At 61.9% G+C, this 23372-nt stretch carries 21 protein-coding genes; 6 read left to right on the forward strand and 15 right to left on the reverse strand.

Annotation, left to right across the window (positions count from 1 at the left end; all coding sequences use genetic code 11):
• On the forward strand, positions 1-664 hold a 664-nt coding region (locus So717_RS21255), incomplete at its 5' end, for a hypothetical protein (RefSeq protein WP_159981139.1).
• Between the two features lie 177 nt (positions 665-841).
• Positions 842-2440, forward strand: coding sequence for a VPLPA-CTERM-specific exosortase XrtD (gene xrtD / locus So717_RS21260; RefSeq protein WP_159981142.1), 1599 nt, complete (start codon positions 842-844; stop codon positions 2438-2440).
• 6 nt (positions 2441-2446) lie between these two features.
• On the opposite strand, the gene So717_RS21265 is transcribed toward xrtD, so the two are convergent.
• From So717_RS21265 to So717_RS21280, 4 genes are read right to left on the reverse strand one after another with little or no spacing between them, the layout of a single operon-like run.
• Complete coding sequence (locus tag So717_RS21265) at positions 2447-3568, reverse strand: fibronectin type III domain-containing protein (RefSeq protein WP_159981144.1); 1122 nt, start codon at positions 3566-3568, stop codon at positions 2447-2449.
• 11 nt (positions 3569-3579) lie between these two features.
• Complete coding sequence (locus So717_RS21270) at positions 3580-4572, reverse strand: sialate O-acetylesterase (protein WP_159981147.1); 993 nt, start codon at positions 4570-4572, stop codon at positions 3580-3582.
• 4 nt (positions 4573-4576) lie between these two features.
• Entirely contained in the window at positions 4577-4999 is a 423-nt protein-coding gene (locus tag So717_RS21275) for a hypothetical protein (protein WP_159981149.1), read from the reverse strand.
• A complete protein-coding gene (locus So717_RS21280) occupies positions 4999-5259 on the reverse strand; it encodes a spike base protein, RCAP_Rcc01079 family (protein WP_159981152.1) in 261 nt (86 codons plus the stop codon). The genes So717_RS21275 and So717_RS21280 overlap by 1 nt, the downstream gene beginning before the upstream one ends.
• 172 nt (positions 5260-5431) lie before the next feature.
• Between So717_RS21280 and So717_RS21285 the strand changes: the two genes are divergently transcribed.
• A complete protein-coding gene (locus So717_RS21285) occupies positions 5432-6073 on the forward strand; it encodes a rhomboid family intramembrane serine protease (protein ID WP_159981155.1) in 642 nt (213 codons plus the stop codon).
• On the opposite strand, the gene So717_RS21290 is transcribed toward So717_RS21285, so the two are convergent.
• From So717_RS21290 to So717_RS21300, 3 genes are all read right to left on the reverse strand, one after another.
• Complete coding sequence (locus So717_RS21290; RefSeq protein WP_159981158.1) at positions 6063-7262, reverse strand: glycosyltransferase family 4 protein; 1200 nt, start codon at positions 7260-7262, stop codon at positions 6063-6065. The two genes, So717_RS21285 and So717_RS21290, sit on opposite strands and share 11 nt — an antisense overlap.
• A 176-nt stretch (positions 7263-7438) precedes the next feature.
• Positions 7439-8392, reverse strand: coding sequence for a ParB/RepB/Spo0J family partition protein (locus So717_RS21295; RefSeq protein ID WP_159981161.1), 954 nt, complete (start codon positions 8390-8392; stop codon positions 7439-7441).
• The gene (locus So717_RS21300; protein ID WP_159981164.1) at positions 8379-9785 is read right to left on the reverse strand and encodes an AAA family ATPase; all 1407 of its coding nucleotides are present in this window, start codon (positions 9783-9785) and stop codon (positions 8379-8381) included. Before So717_RS21300 ends, So717_RS21295 begins: the two co-directional genes overlap by 14 nt.
• A gap of 421 nt (positions 9786-10206) precedes the next feature.
• On the opposite strand from So717_RS21300, the gene So717_RS21305 reads away from it, so the two are divergent.
• Entirely contained in the window at positions 10207-11253 is a 1047-nt protein-coding gene (locus tag So717_RS21305) for a replication initiator protein A (RefSeq protein WP_159981167.1), read from the forward strand.
• Positions 11254-11263: 10 nt separating this feature from the next.
• Here So717_RS21305 and So717_RS21310 read toward each other — a convergent pair whose 3' ends face one another.
• Entirely contained in the window at positions 11264-12277 is a 1014-nt protein-coding gene (locus So717_RS21310) for an NAD-dependent epimerase/dehydratase family protein (RefSeq protein ID WP_159981170.1), read from the reverse strand.
• A 295-nt stretch (positions 12278-12572) separates the two neighbouring features.
• Here So717_RS21310 and galE point away from each other — a divergent pair, with 295 nt between their 5' ends.
• On the forward strand, positions 12573-13574 hold the full coding sequence (galE, locus tag So717_RS21315; protein WP_159981173.1) for a UDP-glucose 4-epimerase GalE: 1002 nt from the start codon (positions 12573-12575) through the stop codon (positions 13572-13574).
• A 41-nt stretch (positions 13575-13615) separates the two neighbouring features.
• Here galE and So717_RS21320 read toward each other — a convergent pair whose 3' ends face one another.
• The 6 genes from So717_RS21320 to So717_RS21345 form a co-directional block, all read right to left on the reverse strand.
• Positions 13616-14992, reverse strand: a complete 1377-nt coding sequence (locus tag So717_RS21320) for a phosphomannomutase (protein WP_159981176.1) — start codon at positions 14990-14992, stop codon at positions 13616-13618.
• A gap of 1 nt (position 14993) precedes the next feature.
• The gene (gene rfbA, locus So717_RS21325; RefSeq protein WP_159981179.1) at positions 14994-15860 is read right to left on the reverse strand and encodes a glucose-1-phosphate thymidylyltransferase RfbA; all 867 of its coding nucleotides are present in this window, start codon (positions 15858-15860) and stop codon (positions 14994-14996) included.
• Complete coding sequence (rfbD, locus tag So717_RS21330) at positions 15857-16723, reverse strand: dTDP-4-dehydrorhamnose reductase (protein WP_159981182.1); 867 nt, start codon at positions 16721-16723, stop codon at positions 15857-15859. Before rfbD ends, rfbA begins: the two co-directional genes overlap by 4 nt.
• Positions 16720-17796 (reverse strand): dTDP-glucose 4,6-dehydratase, encoded by a 1077-nt coding sequence (gene rfbB, locus So717_RS21335; RefSeq protein ID WP_159981184.1) that lies wholly within the window; start codon positions 17794-17796, stop codon positions 16720-16722. The genes rfbD and rfbB overlap by 4 nt, the downstream gene beginning before the upstream one ends.
• A 5-nt stretch (positions 17797-17801) precedes the next feature.
• Complete coding sequence (rfbC, locus tag So717_RS21340) at positions 17802-18365, reverse strand: dTDP-4-dehydrorhamnose 3,5-epimerase (protein ID WP_159981187.1); 564 nt, start codon at positions 18363-18365, stop codon at positions 17802-17804.
• A gap of 162 nt (positions 18366-18527) precedes the next feature.
• Positions 18528-19940 (reverse strand): mannose-1-phosphate guanylyltransferase/mannose-6-phosphate isomerase, encoded by a 1413-nt coding sequence (locus So717_RS21345; RefSeq protein ID WP_159981190.1) that lies wholly within the window; start codon positions 19938-19940, stop codon positions 18528-18530.
• A gap of 164 nt (positions 19941-20104) precedes the next feature.
• On the opposite strand from So717_RS21345, the gene So717_RS21350 reads away from it, so the two are divergent.
• The gene (locus So717_RS21350) at positions 20105-21874 is read left to right on the forward strand and encodes an ABC transporter ATP-binding protein (RefSeq protein WP_202981928.1); all 1770 of its coding nucleotides are present in this window, start codon (positions 20105-20107) and stop codon (positions 21872-21874) included.
• A 161-nt stretch (positions 21875-22035) separates the two neighbouring features.
• Here So717_RS21350 and So717_RS21355 read toward each other — a convergent pair whose 3' ends face one another.
• Complete coding sequence (locus So717_RS21355) at positions 22036-23010, reverse strand: DUF5672 family protein (protein ID WP_159981193.1); 975 nt, start codon at positions 23008-23010, stop codon at positions 22036-22038.
• Positions 23011-23372 lie beyond the last annotated feature (362 nt).

Consider the following 23372-nt stretch of genomic DNA (forward strand, 5'->3'; position numbering starts at 1 on the left):
CCGGCAGTCCATCACCTTCCGGGTCGACCGCGACTTCTCCAAGGTGCTCACCGGGCGCGCCTCCATCGGACGCACTCAAATCGACACCGACAGCCTGGTCGAAAACACGCGTGTGACCGGAACCAACGGCAGGCTCGGCCTGACCCTGGCACGCCCAAATGGCAATCTGGAGCTGGATCTCTCCACGGTCACCAATGCAAACGGGGATCGCCAGAACCTCGACCTTCGGCGCAGCCTGCGCTTACCACAGGGGACCCTCTCCGCGGGTCTGGGCCTGACCCGGCCAGAGGAGAGCGGCGGCACCGATACAACGGCCGACATCAACTATACCCAATCCCTGCCCAGCGGCAGCCTGGGGCTGTCGCTCAACCGCTCGGTCCGCTTTATCGAGGAGGACAACGAGGACCAGTCCTTCCTCAGTGCCTCGATAAGGCACACTTACGACATCAATCAGGTCTCCTCGGTCAGCTTTCGGGGCGCGCTGAGCCAGACCGACGGTACGGACCGCACCACACTCAGCGTCAGTTACAACTATGCCCTGACCGCGGATTGGGACCTCTCGTCAGGGTACAGCTTCTCCACACAGGAAGAAGATGGCAGCGCGCGGGCGGACACACACCGCATTTTTGTGGGCTTCAGCCGCCGGTTTGACCTGCCCTTCTGACCTGCCTGCCGACGTCTGCGGCAGGTCATGTCATAACGAAATATTGATAGGATCCGGGTTTATCCCCAGGGACCAGACCACTTAAATTCTGGTTTTTGGGCGGTATTCGGGATAAGGTTGCGCAGCCTGTCAGCTTTCATCCCCGGTCACCATCTGCTTTTGCCAAGGTTTTTAATGATGACAAAGTTTTCGAGTTCGACCCTGACCGCCACAGATCTGCGCGTGAACCCCACAGGTCTTTTGTGGTTTGGCCTTCTGGTGATCGCGGCCCTGCCTGTCTTCTGGATGGGTCTGGCCTCTCTTCTGGTGGCCTGGAGCACGCCAGAATACAGTCACGGCCCTCTCATACCGCTGATTTCATTGTATCTTTTCCTGCGTGAGCTGCGCAATGCGCCAGTGGACAGGTTGGATGCGCCGGTCAATCGCCGCCCCGGTCTGCTGGTGGTTGTGGCCAGCCTGGTGCTGGGCGTTTTCGGCAATCTGGTCCAGATCCCCGATATCATCACCTATGCCTTCATCATCTGGGTCGGCGGGGTCGTTCTGACCTGCTTTGGCTGGGAGCGCGGCAAACATCACCAGCTGCCGGTGCTGCACCTGATCTTCATGCTGCCGCTGCCGCAGTTTCTCTATTGGAAGCTCACGATTTTCCTGCAGGGCGTCAGCTCGGAGCTGGGCGTGTGGTTTGTCTCTCTCGCCGGCATCCCGGTCTATCTGGAAGGCAACATCATCGATCTGGGCGTCTACAAGCTGCATGTGGCCGAGGCCTGCTCGGGCCTGCGCTATCTCTTCCCGATCCTCAGCTTCTCTTACCTCACGGCGATCCTCTATCGCGGGCCGATGTGGCATAAGGCCGTGCTGCTGCTGGCCGCAGCGCCGATCACGGTGCTGATGAACTCTTTCCGCATCGGCGTGGTGGGTGTGCTGGTCAACAGCTACGGCATCGAGCACGCCCAGGGTTTCATGCATTTCTTCGAAGGCTGGATCATCTTCCTGGCCTGCATCGGCATCCTCTTCCTGATGGCCATTGCCCTGCAGCGGCTGACGCCGAACCCGCTGCCGCTGGCTGATGCCATCGACCTGGACTTCCAGGGTTTCGGCGGCCAGTTCAAGAAATTCTTCGCACTCTCCAGCTCGCGCACCCTGGCAGCGACGGCCCTGCTGACCACCGTGATTGGTCTCGCCTTCGTGCTGGCCCCCTCGCCCCAGCGGCAGCATGTGGACCGGGACAGCTTCCAGCTGTTCCCGCGCGATCTGGCCGGGTGGTCCGGATCACAGCGGGCGCTGGATCCGGAGGTGGAGCGTGTGCTGGGCGCCAGCGACTATGTGAACGCCACCTATCTGCACGCCGAAGAGGCCTCTTACGTGAACTTCTTCGTCGCCTATTACGACAAGCAGACCGAAGGCTCGGGCATTCACAGCCCCGAGGTCTGCCTGCCGGTGGGCGGCTGGGAGGTGTTCAGCCTGGACGCCCATGAGGTGACCATTGCCGACACGATCTATGGCACCTTCAACGTGAACCGCGCAGTGATCCAGAAGGGGCTGTCCAAGCAGCTGGTCTATTATTGGTTCGAACAGCGCGGGCGCCGCATGACCAATGATTTCGCCGCGAAAGCGACCGTGGTCTATGACAGCCTGCTGATCGGGCGGACCGATGGCGCCATGGTGCGCTATGTCACCCCCATCGCCGAGAATGAAAGCGAGGCGGACGCGGACGCCCGCCTGCAGCGGTTCATGGGTGTCAGCCTGGCACGGCTGCCGAGCTTCGTCCCTGAATAGAGCCTCTTAAGGTGCCAGAACTGTGACCCCGCGGGCCGCCAGCCGGTCGCGGGAGCGCAGGAAGATCGCCTCCAGCTCTGCTGCTGTCTTGGCGCTCTGCCAAACGATCAGCTCCGCACAGTCGAAGCTGCCGACAAAGGCGGCGGCGTTGAAGTGCACATCCCCCAGGGCGACATTCAGGTTACGCACGGTGCCCCGGCCCGTATTGCCCGCATTGACGATATTGGTGCCGGGCGTGCCGCGGAAATAGATGTGCTGCCCCGCGGCGCTGAGTGAGAGACCCAGGAAGTAGAAACTGTCGAGCGGCGAGTCATTGTCCAGCTCAACAACCTCGGAGCCTCCCTTGTTGCGCACATGCAGATCGTTGGTGTCCCAGGTGAACGGAGACCAGCCCGCCTGCGCCGCCCCTGCCCCGCTGTCCATCACACCACCCAGAATGGCCCGTGTGGTGCCCAGAGGGCGCCGTACGACCGCACAGAAGGTGATATCGGCACTGTCGGCCACATGGCTCAGCAAACCGTTCGCCTGGCCCTGAATGCTCAGATAGCCGTTTGACCGCACAGGCGCCGCCCCACTGGCGACCAGGGACTGCCCGGTGATCATGTCACTGTCCGTGGCATTGTCAGTGCCAAAGAACCAATGCCCCTGCGCATCCGCTTCCGCCGCTGCCGGAAGGCTTGTGGGGGCCACCGGCGTGCCAGACGCCGATGCTGAAAACGCCCCCGTGCCTTCTGCATTCACCGCAGCAACCCGATAGGCATAGGCCGTCCCATTGGTCAGACCCGTATGTACAAAGCCTGTGCTGGCTGAGGTGCCGTCCGCCACAGTCCCAAAACCGGCACCGCTGTCCACCTCGATGGCATAATCCGTGATCGGGCTGCCTCCATTTCCGGGGGCAGACCAGGTCAGGGTGTTGCGCCCATCCCCTGGCGTGACGGACAGGGTGGTGACCTGCGCCGGCACAGAGGCGCTGACTGTGGCGATGGTGATCATACTGGGCGCCTCTTCGGAGAGGGCCTGCACAGTATATGTACCGTCCGGCAGCAGCCCGCTGACATTGAAGGGCAGATCGCCCTCCAGTGTTGTCACCACACCGGTCGATGTATTGCGAAAAGAAAACGTGGGCATATCTGCCTCCCTTACGTAATCGTCGTACCGGCCACGGTCGGGGTTGGTACGGCGGAATAGGACAAAATTGTCTGTTGCGAGATCATCCAGCCACTCGGCACATTCTGTGCCGCGACGGCCAGAGCTGCAGCATAGCGCGTGCCTAGCACCCGCATGGAGGCGGCATTGAAGTGGATCCCATCGAAGGCTGCCAAGCCGGTGCTGCTGACATAGGAGGAATAGGCCACGCGATTTGGCGTATCCTCAAGCCCGGCCTGTACAGTCTGGCGGTTGCCATTGCCCGCGACCCAGGACGGCACCATGCCGCCCAGAAGAAAGGGCGTGGTGTCGTCAGCACCGGTGATCGCGCTGCGCAACGCGGCAACCATCGTATCAAGCCGACCTGCATGCGCCGCCGAAGCTGACACGCTGCCAGAGTCGGTTTCCCCTTGGTGCCACAGGATACCCCGGAAGATGAAATCAGGATGTGCAGCCAGAACCGCGTTGGTGCGGGCCACGGCCTCCTGAAAGAGATCGTCTCCGGGATTCCAGCGGTTGTCGCTGAACCCCGTCCCCCCCCAGGATGCGGGCACCAGAACCAGATCGACACCAGGGTTTTGCGCCAGATAATCGATGCTGAACTGCAGCGCCCACCCCATGCCCCCCGCGACGCGCTGCGTCCCGTGGTCGAGCGGCCGGGCCGCCGGGATCAGGGTCTGATCCGCATTGTCCGTGATATAGGGCGCCTCTGCCCGGGCGGGACTGCGGCTCCATTGGCGCACATTGGATGGCCAGTCCGCGCCTCCGTCGAAGGCTGCGCGGCTGGTTGCATTGGATTGCCCGGCGATCAAAAAGACATGCGTTGTCCGGTTTGAAGACACGGACAGCGTCTCACTTGCCCAGGGGCTGGTGGTCGCGACCTGCCACGATCCTTCCCCAAGGACCGTTGACGCATCAAAGGGCACCGGGCCTGACGCGGTGACCAGCTCCCCCGTCGCCGTGTTGCGGAAAAGAAAATCGACCATGCGTTCAAACCTCGACTATGGATGCGGTCACGGTTGGCTGCGGCGGGATACCCGGGGTCCCGAGGATCATCGCCCCGTCCAGAAACCAGCCACCAAAGACCAGAGAAATGGTGTTGCTATAGGCAAAGCGCGGCGCATATCCGGCCCGGAAACACCGCACCAGAACCCGGATATCTGCCCCGGAATCGGCAAAGGTTTTCTGATAAATAGAGCCTGTTTCCCCTGGAATAGGGACTGAATTGCGCAACCACTGGCGCGTGACAATGGCATCCGCCGGCTCCACCACCTGCACGGGCTGCAGCGTCAGCACGCCGCTCAGCGTGTCATCCCCCACAATCACCGGAGCCGCAGCCAGCACGATCGGAGGCAGAGAGGGGGCCGCAACCCCGCCCGGGGCATTGACCCCGATGGAAAGCCCAAGCTGCATCAGCTCAGACCAACAATGCCTGTTGCATCCGTTCCCGTGGCCCAGACCCGGCGCGCGCGCAGCGGAAAGGCGATGCCTGCGGCCACATAGACCTGCGCTTCGTCCCCGTTCACCGTGGTGACCCGGACAACACCCGCCGAGGAGACATTGATGGCCCGCGTGGCCCGCGGCAAATCGGCACTGTCACTGGGCACAATGGCTGTCAGCGAGGCGGGCGGGCTGTCCAGGCCGGGTTGGTAGGATTCGAAAAAATCGGTCATGACGGTCTCCTGTGCGATCGGACAAATCTGGGATCTACGTAGCCGCAGGTCTTTGCCGGAAAGAAAGCCTGCGACGGCGGACCATAGGCAGATTGTCTTAACGCGCAGCGATGGGTGCGTACGCTCCCTTGCGCCTGCCCTGCCCTGCTGCCAGAACAGAATAATGAGGCTGATGCAGACCCCAAAAGCCAGATGGCAGGCGCTCCTATTCGGCCTCATCGCAGCCAATCTGCTGCCTGAAACTCTTCTGCAGCTCGCCGATGCTGGCTGGTTCGGTGTCGGCTACTGGCGCCTGACCGCCTACAGCTATGGCGGGCTCTGGAGAGGGTTGCTGGCCGGCTGGCAGCCAAACTTCACAGGACAGCCTGCGCTGATGTTCCTGACCTATGGGTTTCTGCACAGCGGCGCGATGCATTTGCTGGGCAACCTCGCAGCCATGCTCTGGCTGGCACCCATCACAGCCCGAGAGGTTGGCGCGCGCGGGCTGGCGCTGATCTATGCCATCTCCGTTCTGGGCGGGGGCCTGATGTTTGTGCTTTTGTCGGACAGCGTGCGCCCCATGGTGGGCGCCTCTGGGGGCGTCTACGGGCTCGCCGCAGCCTGGATCTATTGGGAATACCGGGACCGCGTCTCTGACGGTCTGCCGCTTGGCATCATCTGGATCAAGCTTGTGGTTCTGGGGCTGACCAATGTGCTGGCCTGGTGGTGGCTCGCAGGCGAGATCGCCTGGCAGACCCATGTGGGGGGCTCCATCGCCGCCTGGGGCTGCGCCTGGGCCCTCAGCAAACCGTCACAACCCGACCCTAACGCGTGAAGATACGCTCATAAGCGGCCAGCAGCTGCGGCACTGAATGCTCCCAGGAGAGCGTCTCCAGCACACGCGCACGGCCCAGCTTGCCCATCTGCTGCCCCTGCTCCGGGTTCTCGATGAGCTCTGCCAGTTTCGCTGCGAAATCCTGCGGGTCATTGGCCGTGGCATAAAGCGAGGCCTCCCCGGCGGACGCGCGGCCTTCCTTCAGATCAAACTGCACGCTTGGCTTCTCAAGGGTCATATACTCCATGACCTTGTTCATGGTGGAGATGTCGTTCATCTCGTTCTTCGGATCAGGGGCCACCCCGATATCCGCCGTGTTCAGCACCCGCAGCAGATCTTCGTCATAAAGTGGCCCTGTGAAGGTGAAATACGGCTCTAATCCGCGGCCTTTCACATCTTCGATCACATTCGGCACCTCCGGCCCAAAGCCCACGATGGCGAAATGCACGTCCGTGTGTCCCAACTCATGGATCAGATGTTCTGCGGCCTGCACCAGCAGATCCATCCCCTCCTGCTGGCCAATCACCCCCACATAACCGATCAGCGTGGCGGCCCCCTTCTTGACCTCCGGATCCCCCGGGCCGGGCTTGAACTTTTCGATCTTCGGCGCGGAGCGGACCACAAACACATCCTCCGGCGCCATGCGCCCGCGCCGGATCGCGATCTCGCGAAAGCTCTCATTGGTCGCCATGGAGACATGGGCGGCGGCAAAGGTCATCCGCTCCCACAGCTTCATGACCTTGTAGAGCAGCCCCTTGTTGCCAAATTTCGCCTCGAAGAGCTCCGGGCAGACATCGTGATGGTCAAAGAGATAGCGCGCACCCGAAAGCCGATAGCGCAGGCCAAGAAGGAAGATCAGATCCGGCGGGTTGCAACCGTGGATCACGTCAAAGCCGCGCTCGCGCCGCACAACGCGCGCCAGGCGGAACATATGCCACAGCGCCCCACCCCATTCGCGCGCGTAAGACAGCGCGCCGGAATGCGCCTCGGGCGGCTCGGGGTAGCGGTAGATATGCACCCCTTCGATCTCTTCATAGAGCTTGTCCCAGCCGCGCCCGGTGGGGCAGATGACACTGACCTGATAGCCGTGGCTCACAAGCGTGGTCGCCTCCAGCCAGACCCGGCGATCCAGAGGCACCGGCAGGTTTTCAACGACAATCAAAACCCGGCGGGTGCTCTGCTCTGTCATGGGGGTGCTCTGCTCTGTTCTCACTTGCCTCTACCTAGCCAAGCGGCCCCTTTGATGCCAGCGCCAATTCAACTCGTAGCTGTCAAAGGGTTACGTGCGAAAATTTTCCGAATCTGCATCCTGGAAAACGCTTAGTTTCAATGCGTTATGGAAATTTGTTTCGCGCGCGAAACATTTCACTGGTCCTTGAGCCAGGCCTGCAGGCGCTTTTGCAGCTCAGGCGTCACCGCCTTGCCGCTCAAGGTAAGGGTCAATCCAGACCGGCCCGCCTTGGTTTTGAGAAAGACACCCGTCGCGATTTCTTCCGCTGCGGGCGCTGGTTTGGCAGCGCTTTGCGTGCGGTCCGCCAAGGTCTCTGTGAGCAACGACAGCTCCGCCTCGGGTGTCTCCGGCACAGCCTTGCGCAGCCGATCTTTTAGCCGCACAGCAAACTCCGCATCCTTGTCCAGCCGGGCAGCCAGCGCCAGCCCCAGACGTTCGGCGATGGATGTGGGGAAGGTGAGCAGATCACCCAGCCGATCATGCAGGGTGACAAAGCTGTTGATCTTCGACCGCTTCGCCCGGCTGGCTGTGCTGAAGAGCGCCTGCACCGCCTTAGCGGTTGTGGGGTAAAGCCCCAGCTCCGCCGCTTTCGCTGCGATGCGCGCGCGCTCGAAGTAGGACAGCCCCACCCGGATCTCATTTTCCTCGACCATGGCGAGATAGGCTTCGGCTGCGGTGTCCGGTTTGCGGATGATCGCTAGAACGGTCCCAGCCTCCAGCTGCCGCAGCGCCTGGACCCGCCGCCAGCCGGAGATCAGCCCATAGCGCCCCGGCGCCAATTCCAGCACCTCGATGGGCGTCTGTTGGCCGCGCTCCTCAAGGCTCTGCATCAGGCTCTGCATCTCATCATCATCGATGGTGAGCCGGTCACGGATCAGGTGGTCGGCCTCGATGGCCTCCAGCGGCAATTCCAGCAGCAGGCGTCCCTGATCCTTGGCCGCCTGAAACGCATCTGCCACCTCTTCCAGGGCGGCCTGGGTGGCCGCTTCACCGGCCACATGGGCAATGGGTGCGCGCAAGGGAGTCTGCGGCGCACGGGGCAGGGGTGTTTCGCTGCGCGCAGGCGTCAGCCGTTTACGCTTGGCCATAAGATGCCTCCTTCTCCTCCGCTGCGGCCAGCTCATCCCGCCGCCAGCAACCCAGGAGCAGCCGTTTGAAGGCCGCATAGGTCTCGTCAAAGGTCTCGCGGCCCCGCACGTAGGTGTCGCGGTTGAAGTCGCGGTAATCCGCCTCGTAGATGCCCGAGACCTGCTCGCCCGCCTGCCCGATGAGTGCGGTGAAATCCTGCCGATGCGGCGAGAGCACTGGCCCCAGATAGGCCTGCATCAACGCCGCCAGCTCCCCTTGCTGGGAGGCGTCATAGCGAGTGACCACGGCGCGCACCGCATCCCATTCAAAGGCCAGTTCTTCGCGGCCCAAGGCGCGGGACGCCACGTTCTCGCCCTCCTCGATGGAGGCGAAGGTGGAATGCAGCATGTCGAAAAATCGCCCCGTGCTGTCGAACTCCAGAAAGGAGGCGCCCAGAGGCACCAGCAGGATATCAGCGGCGGCCAGCCCGTTGATCGTGAGATAGCCCAGGGCAGGGGGCGTATCGAGGAAGACCAGATCATACTCATCGAGCACCCCATCTTCAGCCAGCGTATCGGCCAGTGCATCCCAGAGCTTCCACTGCCGTAGCCCAGTGCGCCAGACGGGGATCTGGAACTCCGCCCAATAGAGGTTCAACTGTGCGCCAATCAAATCGATGTTGGGCCAGTGCGTGCCCTGAATAAGATCCTGCGCTTTCAGCCCCATGGCCTCGCTGAGCGTGTCGTCGAAGGGCAGGGGGGGCTCACCCCGATCAATGCGGCGCTGGTTTTCATCGCGCAACCGTGCCCCGTAGTGGCGGGCCATGAGCGGAAACACCGTCTGCCATTCATCCGCCACCTGCCCGCCGAGGATCGAAGTCATGGACCCCTGGCTGTCCAGATCGATCACCAGCACCTTGTAGCCGTCGAGGGCGGCTGACATGGCCAGATGCGCTGCGGTGGAGGTCTTGCCCACGCCGCCTTTGAAGTTGGTCACGGCGACGATCTTGGCGGGCAGACCTTTGGGCCGGTAGGGCAGGTACTCCTTGGCCTTGGAGCCTTCGGCGCCAAAGAACGCGCGCAGGCGTAGCACCTCATCCAGTGTGAACCATTTGGCGCCGCCCTCACTTTCCGAGCGACCCTGCGGCAGATCGGGGTTGTTCTTCAGCACCCGGCGAAAGTGCTGCGGCGCCACGGGGATCAGATATTTTGTGATCTCCCAGGTGGAGAACAGACGCAGGCTTTTCCGTCCCGATCCATCCAAACCCCTGCTGGCCAGATCCTCCCGCCCCGCCGCACAGGCGGAAGCGATCTGGGCAAAACCAGCGGTGCCCATGGGTGCGTCCAAGGCCGCCAAGGCTGCATCCGGGGCAATGTTGAAGTAGGGTGGAAGATCATGGGATGATCTGGACATGGGCTGCTCAATGTTCGCTGTTTTCCTCAATATATCCGAAAACACGATACATGGAATAGAAAACAATACCCCTTCTATATTTCTAAGTAAAATCAATGGTCAAAATCGACAGGCAGGCCGGTCTTATATCCCTTCCAGCAAAAAAATTCTTGTTAAATATCTGTTATACTATAGTTATGGAGTATCTCTGTTTTTCCATCTCATTGAAATTGTGGGTTTTATCTTCTCTTTTTTGCTAAAGGCGACTCTGATCCCACGAAAGAGTGACTCTGGTCCCACGTTCACCCGACTCCGATCCCACGTTGGTGCGATAGACCGGACCTGTGGATATCTCTAAGGTGGCCGTCAATAAAACCACGATACGATTCGCCGTCTAAACAGGCGAACATGAGAGCAGATCAGAACGCGGGGCAGGCAGGTCATGGCGTCACGGCAACCGGGTGCGCGCGGCACCCAAGGCCAAGGGCTTTTACCCGATCGTTATCCGACGGCGGATTTCTTTGTCTGCGACATCTTCGATGCCATCCCCAAATCTGATCTGGGCACGATGGAGCACCCGGTGTTTTCGCTTTCGACCCGGCCTGACCGGCGCATTCTGGAGTATGCGCACAACGGGGTGGAGATCTCGGTGGTGCCGTCCGTGAAGGGTCTGGCCACGATCCACGATAAGGACATCCTGATCTTCTGTATCAGCCAGCTGATGGCGGCGCTGAACGCAGGTCGCGAGGTCAGCCGCACGGTGCGGCTCAAGGCGCATGATCTGCTGGTGGCCACCAACCGGGATACGTCGGGTGACGGCTACAAGCGGTTGCGCGACGCCTTTGAGCGGCTTGCGGGCACGCGCATCACCACCAACCTCACCACTGGCCCAAAAGACGACCCCGTCGAGGTGACCCGCGGCTTTGGCCTGATTGAGAGCTGGGAGATCATCCGCCACACCCGCCGGGGGCGCATGGCCTCCGTCTCGGTGACCCTGTCAGAGTGGCTCTATCGGGCGGTCTTGGGCAAATCGGTGCTCACGCTCAACCGCGATTACTTCCGTCTGCGCAAACCGCTGGAGCGGCGGATCTATGAGCTCGCGCGCAAACACTGCGGGCGGCAGAGCAGCTGGCGGGTGTCGGTGGAAACCCTGCATAAGAAATCCGGTTCCGCCAGCCCGCGCCGGGTGTTCCGCGCGATGCTGCGCCAGATCATTCAGGCGGATATCCTGCCCGACTATCACCTGACCGAAGAGCCGGGTGATCTGATCCGGGTCACACAGCGCGATGCCGTGCTTGACCCTGGCACCGCACCGGTGCTCTCGGCCGAGGCCTTCGACAAGGTGCGCATGCTCGCCCCGGGGTGGGACGTCTATGCGCTGGAGGCGGAGTGGCAGCGCTTCTGGGTCGGGTCGGGCAAGCCGCGCCTGCGCAGCCCGGACAAGGCGTTCATCGGGTGGGTCACGGCGCGACAGCAGTCCCGCCAGTAGGGCAGGGGGCTCAGACCTCGTAGTAGCCTTTGTACCAGTCAACAAAGGCTGCAACCCCGGCACGGAAATCGGTTTGTGGCTGGTATCCTGTCAGCCGCTTCAGCAAATCGGCATTGGCCCAGGTCGCGGGCACGTCGCCCATCTGCATGGGCATCATGTTGCGGATCGCCTTGCGGCCGAGGCTGTCCTCCAGCGCAGCGATGAAATCGAGCAGACGCACCTTGTCGGAATTGCCGATGTTGACCACGCGGTAGGGGGCAGCAGGGCTCAGGCTGTCGCCTTCGGGAATGCTCTCACCCGGAGCAGGGCGCTGGGGCACGGCCTCCATCAACAGCCGAATGCCGCGCACCAGATCGGTCACATAGGTGAAATCGCGCTCCATATCACCGTTGTTGTAGATGTCGATGGGGCGGCCGTCGAGAATGGCCTGAGTGAATTTGAAATACGCCATATCGGGCCGCCCCCAGGGCCCGTAGACGGTGAAGAACCGGAACATGGTGGTGGGCAGATCCCACAGATGCGCATAGGAATGCCCCATGGCCTCATTGGCCTTCTTGGTCGCCGCATAGATGGTCAGCGGGGTGTCGGCCTTGTCCGTTTCGGCAAAGGGCATCTGTTCATTGGCGCCGTAAACCGAAGAGGTCGAGGCCATCAGCAGGTGCTTGACCTCAAGCTGGCGCGCGGCCTCCATCACATTGAAGGTGCCCACCACATTGCCGTCGATATAGGCGCGGGGGTTCTCCAGGCTGTAGCGCACGCCGGCCTGGCCCGCCAGATGCACAATCACATCCGGCGCGAAGGCTTCCGCCGCTGACCAGAGCGTGTCGTTCTGCTCCAGCATCGCTTCGGTCCTGCTGAAATTCGGGTTTTGCAGCAGCGTTTGATGGCGCCGGGCCTTGAGGCGCACGTCGTAATAGTCGGTGATCCCGTCAAACCCGTGCACGATGAACCCTTCGTCGAGCAGCAGCTGCGCGAGATGGTAGCCGATGAACCCGGCGGTGCCGGTGATGAGAACGCGTTGCATGACACTCCTGTCGGGTGGATCCGGTGCTGCATGTCCTAAGACCGCACCCGGACGCGAAGATCAAGAGAGCAGGGGGTGCATCCCGCACTCGTGCTGCAGTTTTTGGGGGCTTTGGGCTCTGTAAGACGCGCGCGCGGTGGCGTCACTATGAGGGTTTTTGACAGCGCAGCCGAAGTTTCTGTGGGCTTGGTGCACTTTATCTGGAAACTCTCCCCCTGCCATGATCGAGTGAGCGCGGGGATTCAACACCCGCGTCACCCTCTTTTTGATGGATAGGAGACCCAAGAGATTGCCCATGCCCGGAAAACACAGCACTGTCCTGGTTGTTGGCGGCGCGGGATACATTGGGTCGCACACCACCCTGGCGCTGAAAGACGCAGGCTTTGCCACGGTCATATACGATAATTTCTCCACCGGGCACCGGGACGCCTGTTTTGCGGATCATCTGGTCGAGGGCGATCTGGCGGATGTCGCCAAGCTGACAGAGACGCTGGAGCGGTTCGAGATCAGCAGCGTGATCCATTTCGCGGCCATGATCGAGGCGGGCCAGTCGATGGTGACACCGCTGCCGTTCTTTGAGAACAACGTCTCGGGCACGGTTTCCCTGCTCAAGGCGATGCTGGCTGCAGGGGTGTCGCGGATCGTCTTTTCCTCGACAGCGGCTGTTTACGGCAATCAAGATGGTCGCCTCACGCTCTCGGAGACGCTGCCGCGCGCGCCGATCACCCCTTATGGTCATAGCAAGGCGATGGTCGAGAGGATCCTGGAGACCTGTGTGCAGGCCTATGGGCTGCAGGCCATCGCGCTGCGGTATTTCAATGCTTCGGGGGCTGATGCAGCGGGGCGCACCGGTGAGCGGCACGATCTCGAAACCCACCTCATTCCGCTGATCATCGAGGCGGCACGCGGGATCCGCCCCAACGTCAAAATCTACGGCACCGATTACGATACGTCGGATGGCACCTGCATCCGCGATTACATTCATGTCTCGGATCTGGCCACCGGCCATGTGGCTGCGGTGCGCTATCTTCTGGATAACAGCAATACGGGCTTCCAGGCGATGAACCTTGGTACGGGCACGGGCTATAGCGTGCGCCAGGTGATCAATACGGTCAGAGAGGTCTCGGGCCGGGCGGTCGATGTTGTCGAGGCAGATCGCAGGCCCGGTGATCCGGCCCGGCTGGTGGCGGATGTCGCAGCGGCCAGAACCGATCTGCATTGGTCTGCTGCCCAGAGCAGTCTGGACGAGATTGTGCGGACCGCCTGGGCTTACGCTGAGGCCAACCTGCCGCACTGAGGTGTGGCGCTAATTTTTACATAACAAGGATTATAAGTCTGTCAGATATGTCGCTCTAACGCGGCGCGCAGCCCGGTCAATGCGGATGCCAGCAGCTGGTCAGCCGATATGGGATCACGGCTTTCCACATAGAGGCGCAGCTCTGGCGCGTTGCCGGAGGGCCGGAGGTGGAGGACCTCGCCCTCTGCCAGCGTCATGCGCAGCCCGTCGGTGAGATCAAGCGCGGTTTCCTGCTTTCCGAGAAGCGCCAGGAAACCAGCGCGCGCGGCAGGATCGGCCTGCCAGGCCCCCAGCAGCGGCCCGCTCTTGCTCTGTTCCACCTCCTGCAACCTGTCCGCGACAGTGACGACCGCTGGCTCCTGTGCCACGCGGGCGGCGACGCCGCCTTCGCGGCTGGCGTAAAGCACCGTGAGCAGCGGCAAGGTGCAATCGCGGGTCACCAGCGGGGCGAGCCCCCCCGCCGGCCCTTGCGCCGTGAAGCCCAGCAGAAAGCCGCCATTGGCCTCATAGCCCACGACCGCTCCACCCCCTGCCATCGCGGCAATCACGTAAGGCGAGCCAATGCGGGTTTGCCGCACGTCCTTGAAGGCTTTCTGCGTCACACCGCTGTTGGAGGAAATCGGCGTGACGATGACTTCAGCGCCCAAAGCTTCGGCAGTGATCTGGCCCAGAATGTCGCCGGGGATCACGCGGCCTGTCTCATCCGCCAAAAGCGGGCGGTCGGAATCGCCATCGGTTGAGACTAAGGCATCCAGTCTGTGCTCTGCCACCCAAGCCTCGATTTGCGTGCGCACCTCCGGAGCCACCGCCTCGGTGTCGACGGGAATGAAGCTCTCGGAGCGACCAAGCTCAATCACCTCCGCCCCCAGCCCGGCCAGAATTGCGGCCAGCGCATCGCGGCCCACGGCACTATGGGCATAAAGACCGATGCGTTGCCCTTGCAGTGCCTGCGCTCCAAAAGCCTCGACATACCGCGCGATATAGCGGGCGTTGGCTTCTGCATCCTGCTCCAGCGGGCCGCGCGGGCCATCCGCCCCCTGCCCCAGATGTGTCAGGATCGCGACCTCATCTGCCTTGGTGATCTCACCGGCGCGGGTGTAGAACTTCAGCCCGTTGCGATCTGCCGGGATATGGCTGCCGGTGACCATCACGGCCCCGCCGCCTGCGGCCTCAGCCGCCAGCGCCAATGCGGGTGTCGGCAACGCACCACAATCGATCACACGGGTACCCATGGCCCGGGCGGCGCGGATCACATCCTCAGCGATGCGGGGAGACGAGGGGCGCAGATCGCGGCCCACGCAGATCACCCCGCCGGTGCCGCAAGCTGTCAGAAACCCCTGAATATGCGCCGTGATCTGCGCAGGCGTCAGATCACTGATCCGCCCGCGCAGACCGCTTGTGCCAAAGCTGAGCGGCACGTCAAAGCGCGCTCAGATAGGTCCCATAGTCGTTCTTGGCGTATTTCTTGGCCTCAGTCGCCAGATCCTCGCGCGTGATCCAGCCCAGCTGGAAGGCGATCTCTTCGGGGCTGCCGATCTGCAGGCCCTGCCGCCGCTCAATGGTGCGCACGAAGTTGCCCGCATCCAGCAGGCTGCCATGGGTGCCGGTGTCGAGCCAGGCATAACCGCGCCCCATGCGTTGCACCGTAAGTGTGCCTTCCGCCAGATACATCTCCAAAAGCGTGGTGATCTCCACCTCGCCCCGCGCCGAGGGTTTCACAGCCCGCGCCTTGGCAGGGGCCGTGCCATCGACGAAATAGAGACCGGTGACAGCGAAATTCGAGGGCGGCACCTCGGGCTTTTCGATGATGCGGCGCGCCACGCCGTTCTCGTCAAAGTCCACCACACCGTAGCGTTCCGGATCCGCCACCTGATAGCCAAAGACCGTCGCACCGCTGTCTTGCGCATCCGCCGCCGCCATCAGTTCGGGCAGCCCGTGGCCAAAGAAGATATTGTCCCCCAACACCAGCGCCGAGGGGCTGCCCGCCAGAAAATCTTCGGCCAGGATGAAAGCCTGCGCCAGCCCGTCAGGCGAGGGCTGTTCGATATAGGTGAGCTGCAGCCCCCATTGCGACCCGTCCCCCAGCATGCGCTGGAACTGATCCTGATCCTGGGGCGTGGTGATCACCGCAATCTCGCGGATGCCCGCCAGCATCAGGGCCGAGAGCGGATAATAGATCATCGGTTTGTCGTAGATCGGCAGGAGCTGTTTCGAGACCCCAAGCGTGATCGGGTAAAGCCGCGTGCCCGAGCCGCCCGCCAGGATGATGCCTTTGCGCTGTGTCATGTGGATCGCTCTCCAAGATCGTTCAGGATATCGCTGAGGCCTGCGCGCCAATCCGGGCGCGGCACGCCCAGGACCGTTGTCAGGGTTGTGCAGTCCATGCGGCTGTTCAGGGGCCGCACCGCCGGGGTGGGATAGTCCGAGGAGGGGATATCCGTCACGGCGCAGTCAATGCCCGCCTGGGCAAAGATCTCGCGGGCGAAATCCGCCCAGCTCACATCCGGGCCACCGCTGCAATGATAAATGCCGGTCTTGCCCTCCGGATCCTCAAGCAGACCCTTTGCCGCCCCGATGCAGGCATCCGCCAGACCCGCCGCCGGGGTCGGCCCGCCGATCTGGTCGGCGACGATGGTGAGGGCATCGCGCTCCTTACCCAAACGCAGCATGGTTTTCACAAAGTTATGCCCATGCGAGGACACCACCCAGGAGGTGCGCAGGATCGCATAAGCGCCTCCGGCCTGAATAACCCCCTCTTCGCCCGCAAGCTTGGTGCGCCCATAAGCGCCCAGCGGGCCGGTGGGGTGATCCGGTGTAAAGGGCTGATCGCCGCTGCCGTCAAAGACATAATCGGTCGAGACCTGCACAAACGGCAGCCCGCGTGCGGCCGCTGCCTTGGCCATCAGCGCGGGCGTGGTGCCATTGATCTGCAGCGCCAGGTCTTCCTGCTCTTCGGCCTTGTCCACGGCGGTATAGGCCACCGCATTGATCACCGCATCCGCATCGGTGGCCTCGATAAAGCCCACGCAGCTGGCGGGGTTGGTGAAATCCGCCTCCTCCAGCCCGCGCACTTCCAGGGCCACATCACCTGCGCGGCGGATCAGCTCCTGGCCCAGCTGGCCGATTTCGCCAAAGACCAGAAGCTTCATGCTTTCACACCCAACCGGGTGCCCACGCCCTTGCGGTCCTGCAGGGCGCGCCACCAGTCCTCATTGTCGAGATACCACTGCACGGTCTTCTCCAGCCCCTCTTCCACGGTGACGGAAGGCCGCCAGCCCAGCTCTTCACGCATGCGCGTGGGGTCGATGGCATAGCGCGCGTCATGTCCAGGCCGGTCGGTCACAAAGGTGATCTGATCGGCATAAGAGGGTGCGTTGTGGCCCACCCCTTCGCCATTTGAGGAGGGTGTCTTGGGCCGCAGCCTGTCCAGGATGCCGCAAAGCGTCTGGACCAGTTCCAGATTCGTGCGCTCGTTCTCACCACCGATGTTGTAGCTGCGCCCCAGCTTGCCCTTTTCCAGCACCGTGAGCAGCGCATCGGCGTGGTCTTCCACGTAGAGCCAGTCGCGAATGTTGGAGCCATCGCCATAGATCGGCAGCTCCTTGCCTGCCAGAGCATTAAGGATCACCACGGGGATCAGCTTTTCCGGGAAGTGGTAAGGCCCGTAGTTGTTGGAGCAATTGGTCAGAACCACGGGCAAACCATAGGTCTCGGCCCAGGCCCGCACCAGATGGTCGGAGGCCGCTTTGGAGGCCGAATAGGGCGAACGCGGATCATAGGGTGTGTCTTCGGTGAACTGCCCCTCCGCGCCCAAGGAGCCGAAGACCTCATCGGTAGAGATATGGTGGAAGCGGAAGCTTTCCGGCTTGCCCGCCTGTGTCCAGTAAGATCGCGCGGCCTCCAGCATCTGATAGGTGCCGGTGATATTGGTCTCGATAAAATCACCCGGCCCGTCGATGGAGCGGTCCACATGGGATTCCGCCGCCAGATGCATCACCGCATCCGGCTTATGGGTGGCAAAGATCCGATCAAGGGCGGCACGGTCGCGGATGTCGGCCTGCTCGAACGCATAGTTCGGGCTTTCTGCCGCCTCGGCCACATTCTCCAGACAGGCCGCATAGGTCAGCGCGTCGAGGTTCACCACCTCATATCCGCGCGCCACAGCCAGCCGCACAACGGCAGACCCGATAAAGCCCGCGCCTCCGGTGACAAGCAATTTCATCGAAACTATCCTTTATACTCAAATGGGCTGTCGAACGCGTCCAGCCCCGGGGCTGCGGCATCTTTCTCGGACAAGACAGGCTCTAAATTACCTAAATCCCAGTTAATCCCGATGGTCGGGCAGTCGAAGCGCACAGCACCGTCACACTCCGGCGCGTAATAGTCGGAGCATTTGTAGACCACCTCGGTCTCGGACTGCCGCGTGGCAAAGCCGTGCAGGAAGCCTGCGGGCACCAAAAGCTGCTTGCCGTTCTCAAAGCTCAGCTCGACGCCCACCCATTGGCCATAGGTGGGGGAGCCGCGGCGGATATCGACCGCCACGTCAAAAAGCGCCCCGCGCCCGCAGCGCACCAGCTTGTCCTGCGCGTGGGGCGGCGATTGGAAATGCAGCCCACGCACGGTGCCCGCCTGCATAGAAAGGGAGTGATTGTCCTGGACCCAGCCGTAATCGAGACCGGCCTCTGCCATCTGACGCTTGCTCCAGCTTTCGCTGAAGAATCCACGCTCATCGCCAAACCGTTTGGGTGTCAAAATGACAACACCGTCGAGCTTCGTTTTCTCTATCTGCACAGCGGGTACCTTTACTCAACCTGAGGTCACGGGTCAGATAGCAAGCTGCCTTGCGGCTGTCATCCACAAAGCTTGCAGAGGCCTATGACCTGTGCCCATCTTGCCTGAAACCACAGCATCAGGCACAAATCGGCATCGGCGGATTTGCGCAGACCTGTATCTTCAGGGGCGGTTATAGATGTCGTCGTGGCGTTGAATGTCATCCTCGCCCAGATAAGCGCCGGTCTGCACTTCGATCAGATACATCGGCACATGCCCAGGGTTGGCCAGCCGGTGCTGCGTGCCCAGGGGGATGTAGACGGACTGGTTTTCCGTCACCAGTTGCACCTCCTCCCCGATGGTCACCTCGGCGGTCCCTGCCACGACAATCCAGTGCTCGGAGCGGTGCAGATGGCTTTGCAGGGACAGCCGGCCATGGGGTTTGACCATGATGCGTTTGACCTGAAAGCGTGCACCGAGGCAGAGCGTCTCATACCACCCCCAGGGTCGGTAGAAGCGGGGATAGTTGGTGGCCTGTTCGGCGGAGGCAGCCTTCAGCAGGGCTACGGCCTCCTTGACCTGCTGGGCGGCCCCCATATCCGCCACCAGCACCGCGTCGCGCATGGCCACAGCGACAATATTCTTCAGCCCCACACCAACCAGATGCAGGTTGTCGTCTTCACTGCGCAGGAAACTGTCCTGGCAGTCCAGCGCAGTGGTGTTTCCCTGCTGCACCAGCCCTCCCTCATCCGGACCGGAGGCCGCCCAGAGCGCATCCCAGCTGCCCAGATCGGACCAGCCACAGCCCAAAGGCACGGCCATGACGCCCTCCGCCTGCTCCATCACCGCATAATCGATGGAGGCTGCGCGCACCGGGGCAAAGGCGTCCTCTCCCAGCCGCAGAAAGCCCAGGTCTTCGCTGCGCGTCGCCACGGCTGCCCGGCAAGGCGCCATCATGTCCGGGGCATGGGCCTCGAAGGCGGCAAGGATGTCGCAGACGCGCCAGAGAAACAGCCCGGCGTTCCACAGGTGCCGTCCTCCGGCCACGAACTGTGCTGCCGTCTCTGCATCGGGTTTTTCGGTGAAGCTGGTTAGCGCCACGGCCTGCCCGTCTGTCGGCGCGGCTGTCAGTTCCAGATAACCGTAGGCCGTTTCGGGTCGGTCGGGGGTCACCCCGAAAGTGACGAGATGACCTTGTGCGGCTGCCTCGGCTCCGACCCGGATGGCCGCCTGAAAGATGTCCCGCCCGCTGATGATATGGTCCGACGGGGCCACCAGCATCAGCGCATCAGGCGTCTCTTCCAGCAGCAGGGCGGCACAAAGGATCGCAGGCGCCGTGTTGCGCAGCGCAGGCTCGATCACCACCTGCGCGTCCGCCAGCCCGATATCGGCACATTGTTCCATCACGATGAAGCGGAAATCCGCGTTGGTCATGACCAGGGGGGCTGCGAACTCCGGCCCTGTGAGCCGCTTCAGCGTGCTCTGGAACAGGGTGTCTTCGCCGATCAGGCGGCCAAACTGCTTTGGAAAGGCCCGGCGCGAGGAGGGCCAGAGGCGGGTTCCAGAGCCACCGCACAGGATAACCGGATAGATCATGAGGCCTGTTACTCCGATTGACGTGGTTTTGAAACACCCCTGCGGTGGTCGAGATGGGTGGGGAGACGGCCTCTGCGGGATTTGGCGGATCCTGCCCCTAAAGTGGTATGCGAAAAACCAGAATCATCTAACGCTCTAGACAAAAGCGTCGGGGGGAGGCAGGCATGCCCCCTATGATTGAGCGCTTTCAGGCGAATATGAACACCGCGATGCTCCGCCGGCTTCTGGCGGAGAACCTGCGCAGCCAGTCCCTCAACTATGGCACTGCTATTCTGGCGATGATTGTGATTGCGATCATGACCGCGCTCACCGCCTGGATCATGCGAGATATCATCGACAGTATGGTCGAGGTGGGCAATCGCGGTGCCGTGTTTTCGGTGGCGGCGGCCGTGGCGGCGATCTTCACCGTGAAGGGCATCGCCTCCTACATTCAGGTCATCTCGCTCAGCCGCGCGGGCAACCGCATCGTCGCGGATCAGCAGCGCAAGCTCTATGACCAGCTCTTGAGGCATGGTGTGGCGTTTTTCAACACGCTGGAAAGCTCGAACATCCTGATGCGGGTCACCACCTCGGCGCAGGCCGCACGCGTGGTGATCGACACGCTGATCATGGGGTTTGTGCGAGACCTTCTGACCCTCATTGGCCTGATCATCGTGATGGTCTACCAGCAGCCCACCCTGTCGTTTTTCTCACTGGTCTTTGGCCCGCTTGCTGTGCTCGGCGTGCGCCAGATCCTCAAACGGGTGCAAAGCATCGTCGAGGCGAACATGGCCTCCACTGCCGAGATCATCAAAGTGGTGCAGGAAACCTCCACCGGCATTCGCGTGGTCAAGGCTTTTGCGCTGGAAAAGCTGATGGCGGCCCGCATGAACGCGGCCGTGAGCACGGTGGAGAACCGCTCCAACGCCATGGCGCGGCTGCAGGGCGCGACCAGCCCGCTGATGGAGACGCTCTCGGGCTTTGCCATCGCCTCCGTGGTGGCGCTCAGCACGATCAGCATTTTTGGCGATGATGCCACCTCCCCGGGGGAGCTTATGTCCTTCGTCACGGCCCTTCTGATGGCCTATGACCCGGCCAAGCGGTTGGCGCGCATGCGGGTGGTGATCGAGGAGGGGCTGGTGGGCGTCGGCCTGATGTATCAGATCCTCGACACGCCCATTGCCGTCAGTGAAGAGCCGGATGCCAAACCCCTGCCGGATGGGCCGGGCGCGGTGCGTTTTGCGGATGTCACCTTTGGATATGAAGACAAGACCCCGCTCTTACGTGGGCTGGATGTGACATTTGAGGCCGGCAAGACCACGGCGCTGGTGGGTCCCTCCGGCGGGGGCAAGTCCACCATCATCAATCTGATCCTGCGGCTTTATGATCCCGGCGAAGGCCGGGTCGAAATCGACGGTTTCGATGTGCGGCAGGCCACCTTCGCCTCGCTGCGCGACAAGATCGCCTTTGTGGGTCAGGAGACCTTCCTTTTTGACGGCAGTCTGAAGGAAAACATCGCCATGGGGCGGGAGAATGCCAGCGACGCCGAGATCATCGCTGCCGCCAAGGCCGCCAACGCCCATGACTTCATCTCAGCAATGCCGCAGGGGTACGACACGGATGTGGGCGAGAATGGCGCGAACCTTTCGGGCGGGCAGCGCCAGCGCATTGCCATTGCCCGCGCGATCCTGCGCGACAGCCCGATCCTGATCATGGACGAGGCCACCAGCGCGCTGGATGCCGAAGCTGAGCATCTGGTCAACGCGGCGCTGCAGGAACTCTCCAAAGGGCGCACCGCCATTGTGATTGCGCACAGGCTTTCCACCATCCTGAGCGCGGATAAAATCGTGGTCTTGCAAGACGGTCAGGTGGTGGAGGAAGGCACGCACAGCGCCTTGTTATCCCAGGCAGGCCTTTTCAAGCGGCTCTATGACCGGCAGTTCAGCGGAAGCTAATCCATCCTCTCAGCCCGCTGGATCGTCCTTGCCAAGGCACTCTACAACAGTGTCGATGCAACGCTGCAGGAGGCGGTTACTCTGACAGACTGTGGCATTCACCCTCTTGGTGAAGGGTATGACCTTGGCATGAAACCACTCTGGCGCTCCGAGCCAGCCAGCTAGAGCCCGGCTTGCACCGATTTATCCAGCGCTCTGCGCAACACGAAAGACTTCATCCGGGCGCGTATCCGGCGCAGCAGGTTGCGATCCACCTCTTTGTCATCGGCGATGCGCGTTGCCTCCGGACAGTAGTCAATAAAGAGGCCCAGAACGACAGGCGACATCCTCGACACCTGGTGCGCGCCGAAGCTTTTGTAGAAGAACCACTTCTCTGAACTGAACCTGAGGCTGTCATGGCTGTTCGCAACCTTGGCACCCAGAAGCTCCATGTGGAATGCGAAATATTTGTCTTCGGACGAGGGCCAGTCTGCGGGCGGGAACTGCGTGAGGCACTCCACGCTGCTACGCCAGTCTCTCAGGCTGAAACCACCGTTGCCGCCCCGGAAGTTGATCTCCGGATTGGCTTCATATTTCCAGGCCGACCCGATGTAGTCGAACCCCATGAAATCCGACAAGGTGAAATCGGAACCGGGGCACAGGATGCTGTCGGTCTGGAACACGAGGATCTTCTTGCGCCCCTTGAGGCGCTGCCAGAAGTCCGGCGCCATGAACATGCCGTTGTAGGCGTCAACGGAAAACTCCGTGTCGTCAATCTCTGTCAGGACCACCTGTCCTGCCTCCACCAGCTCGGCGATACGGGTCCCCAGGATGAACTCCCGGTTTGAGATCCCATGGATCACCTGCACAGGAATGGCGAGCCGTTCGCAGGCATCGCAGACTGTATATTCAAGGTTCGGATGCGCACGGGTCTCAAGAATGACACCCCAGACGGCGGTGTCCTCATCCGGTGTGACCGGTGCCATTTTCGACAGGACCCGATCCGCCAACTCCCAGTCAATGCCCGGCAGATGAGACGCGCGTTGCGCGCGGTAGCTTTTATAGAACGCGGCAAGCTCGTCGGCGCTTGGGAACGGCGCGCCCTGTTGCATCGAAACGGAGGTGTCACGCAAGTTCTGCGCCGCAGATGTCTCCATCAGATAACGAAATTCCGGGAATCGCACCCGTGCCAAGCGTGTCCAGTGCGACATCATTCCCTCAAAACCTTCTTACTCACAGCAGCAGCGCCGACCAGACCATGCTCAGATATCCGCTATCCCAACCACATCGACATGGCTGTTTTTGTGTCATTTCCCAAGCAAAACCGGGGCAATGAAAGGAAATGCATCATTCTGGTGTCCGCGCGAAATGATCAATCTTACGACCTGCTCCGTGACATGCGGCCACCTTCGATGACAGCGCGGCCTCACATCCGCCAAGCAGCATTACATGCGGTCGCATATGCCAAGGTATGGGGGTACATGTCAAAGGGCAAAGGCGCACGGCGTTAAGCGCGCAT

It is taken from the genome of Roseobacter cerasinus (assembly GCF_009811755.1).
GTDB lineage: Bacteria > Pseudomonadota > Alphaproteobacteria > Rhodobacterales > Rhodobacteraceae > Roseobacter > Roseobacter cerasinus.

Bases quoted from the DNA above. Each gene is read 5' to 3' on its own strand.
- xrtD (WP_159981142.1), top strand. From the start codon at position 842: ATGACAAAGTTTTCGAGTTCGACCCTGACCGCCACAGATCTGCGCGTG.
- So717_RS21265 (WP_159981144.1), bottom strand. From the start codon at position 3,568: ATGCCCACGTTTTCTTTTCGCAATACATCGACCGGTGTGGTGACAACA.
- So717_RS21270 (WP_159981147.1), bottom strand. From the start codon at position 4,572: ATGGTCGATTTTCTTTTCCGCAACACGGCGACGGGGGAGCTGGTCACC.
- So717_RS21275 (WP_159981149.1), bottom strand. From the start codon at position 4,999: ATGCAGCTTGGGCTTTCCATCGGGGTCAATGCCCCGGGCGGGGTTGCG.
- So717_RS21280 (WP_159981152.1), bottom strand. From the start codon at position 5,259: ATGACCGATTTTTTCGAATCCTACCAACCCGGCCTGGACAGCCCGCCC.
- So717_RS21285 (WP_159981155.1), top strand. From the start codon at position 5,432: ATGCAGACCCCAAAAGCCAGATGGCAGGCGCTCCTATTCGGCCTCATC.
- So717_RS21290 (WP_159981158.1), bottom strand. From the start codon at position 7,262: ATGACAGAGCAGAGCACCCGCCGGGTTTTGATTGTCGTTGAAAACCTG.
- So717_RS21295 (WP_159981161.1), bottom strand. From the start codon at position 8,392: ATGGCCAAGCGTAAACGGCTGACGCCTGCGCGCAGCGAAACACCCCTG.
- So717_RS21300 (WP_159981164.1), bottom strand. From the start codon at position 9,785: ATGTCCAGATCATCCCATGATCTTCCACCCTACTTCAACATTGCCCCG.
- So717_RS21305 (WP_159981167.1), top strand. From the start codon at position 10,207: ATGGCGTCACGGCAACCGGGTGCGCGCGGCACCCAAGGCCAAGGGCTT.
- So717_RS21310 (WP_159981170.1), bottom strand. From the start codon at position 12,277: ATGCAACGCGTTCTCATCACCGGCACCGCCGGGTTCATCGGCTACCAT.
- galE (WP_159981173.1), top strand. From the start codon at position 12,573: ATGCCCGGAAAACACAGCACTGTCCTGGTTGTTGGCGGCGCGGGATAC.
- rfbA (WP_159981179.1), bottom strand. From the start codon at position 15,860: ATGACACAGCGCAAAGGCATCATCCTGGCGGGCGGCTCGGGCACGCGG.
- rfbD (WP_159981182.1), bottom strand. From the start codon at position 16,723: ATGAAGCTTCTGGTCTTTGGCGAAATCGGCCAGCTGGGCCAGGAGCTG.
- rfbB (WP_159981184.1), bottom strand. From the start codon at position 17,796: ATGAAATTGCTTGTCACCGGAGGCGCGGGCTTTATCGGGTCTGCCGTT.
- So717_RS21345 (WP_159981190.1), bottom strand. From the start codon at position 19,940: ATGATCTATCCGGTTATCCTGTGCGGTGGCTCTGGAACCCGCCTCTGG.
- So717_RS21350 (WP_202981928.1), top strand. From the start codon at position 20,105: ATGCCCCCTATGATTGAGCGCTTTCAGGCGAATATGAACACCGCGATG.
- So717_RS21355 (WP_159981193.1), bottom strand. From the start codon at position 23,010: ATGGAGACATCTGCGGCGCAGAACTTGCGTGACACCTCCGTTTCGATG.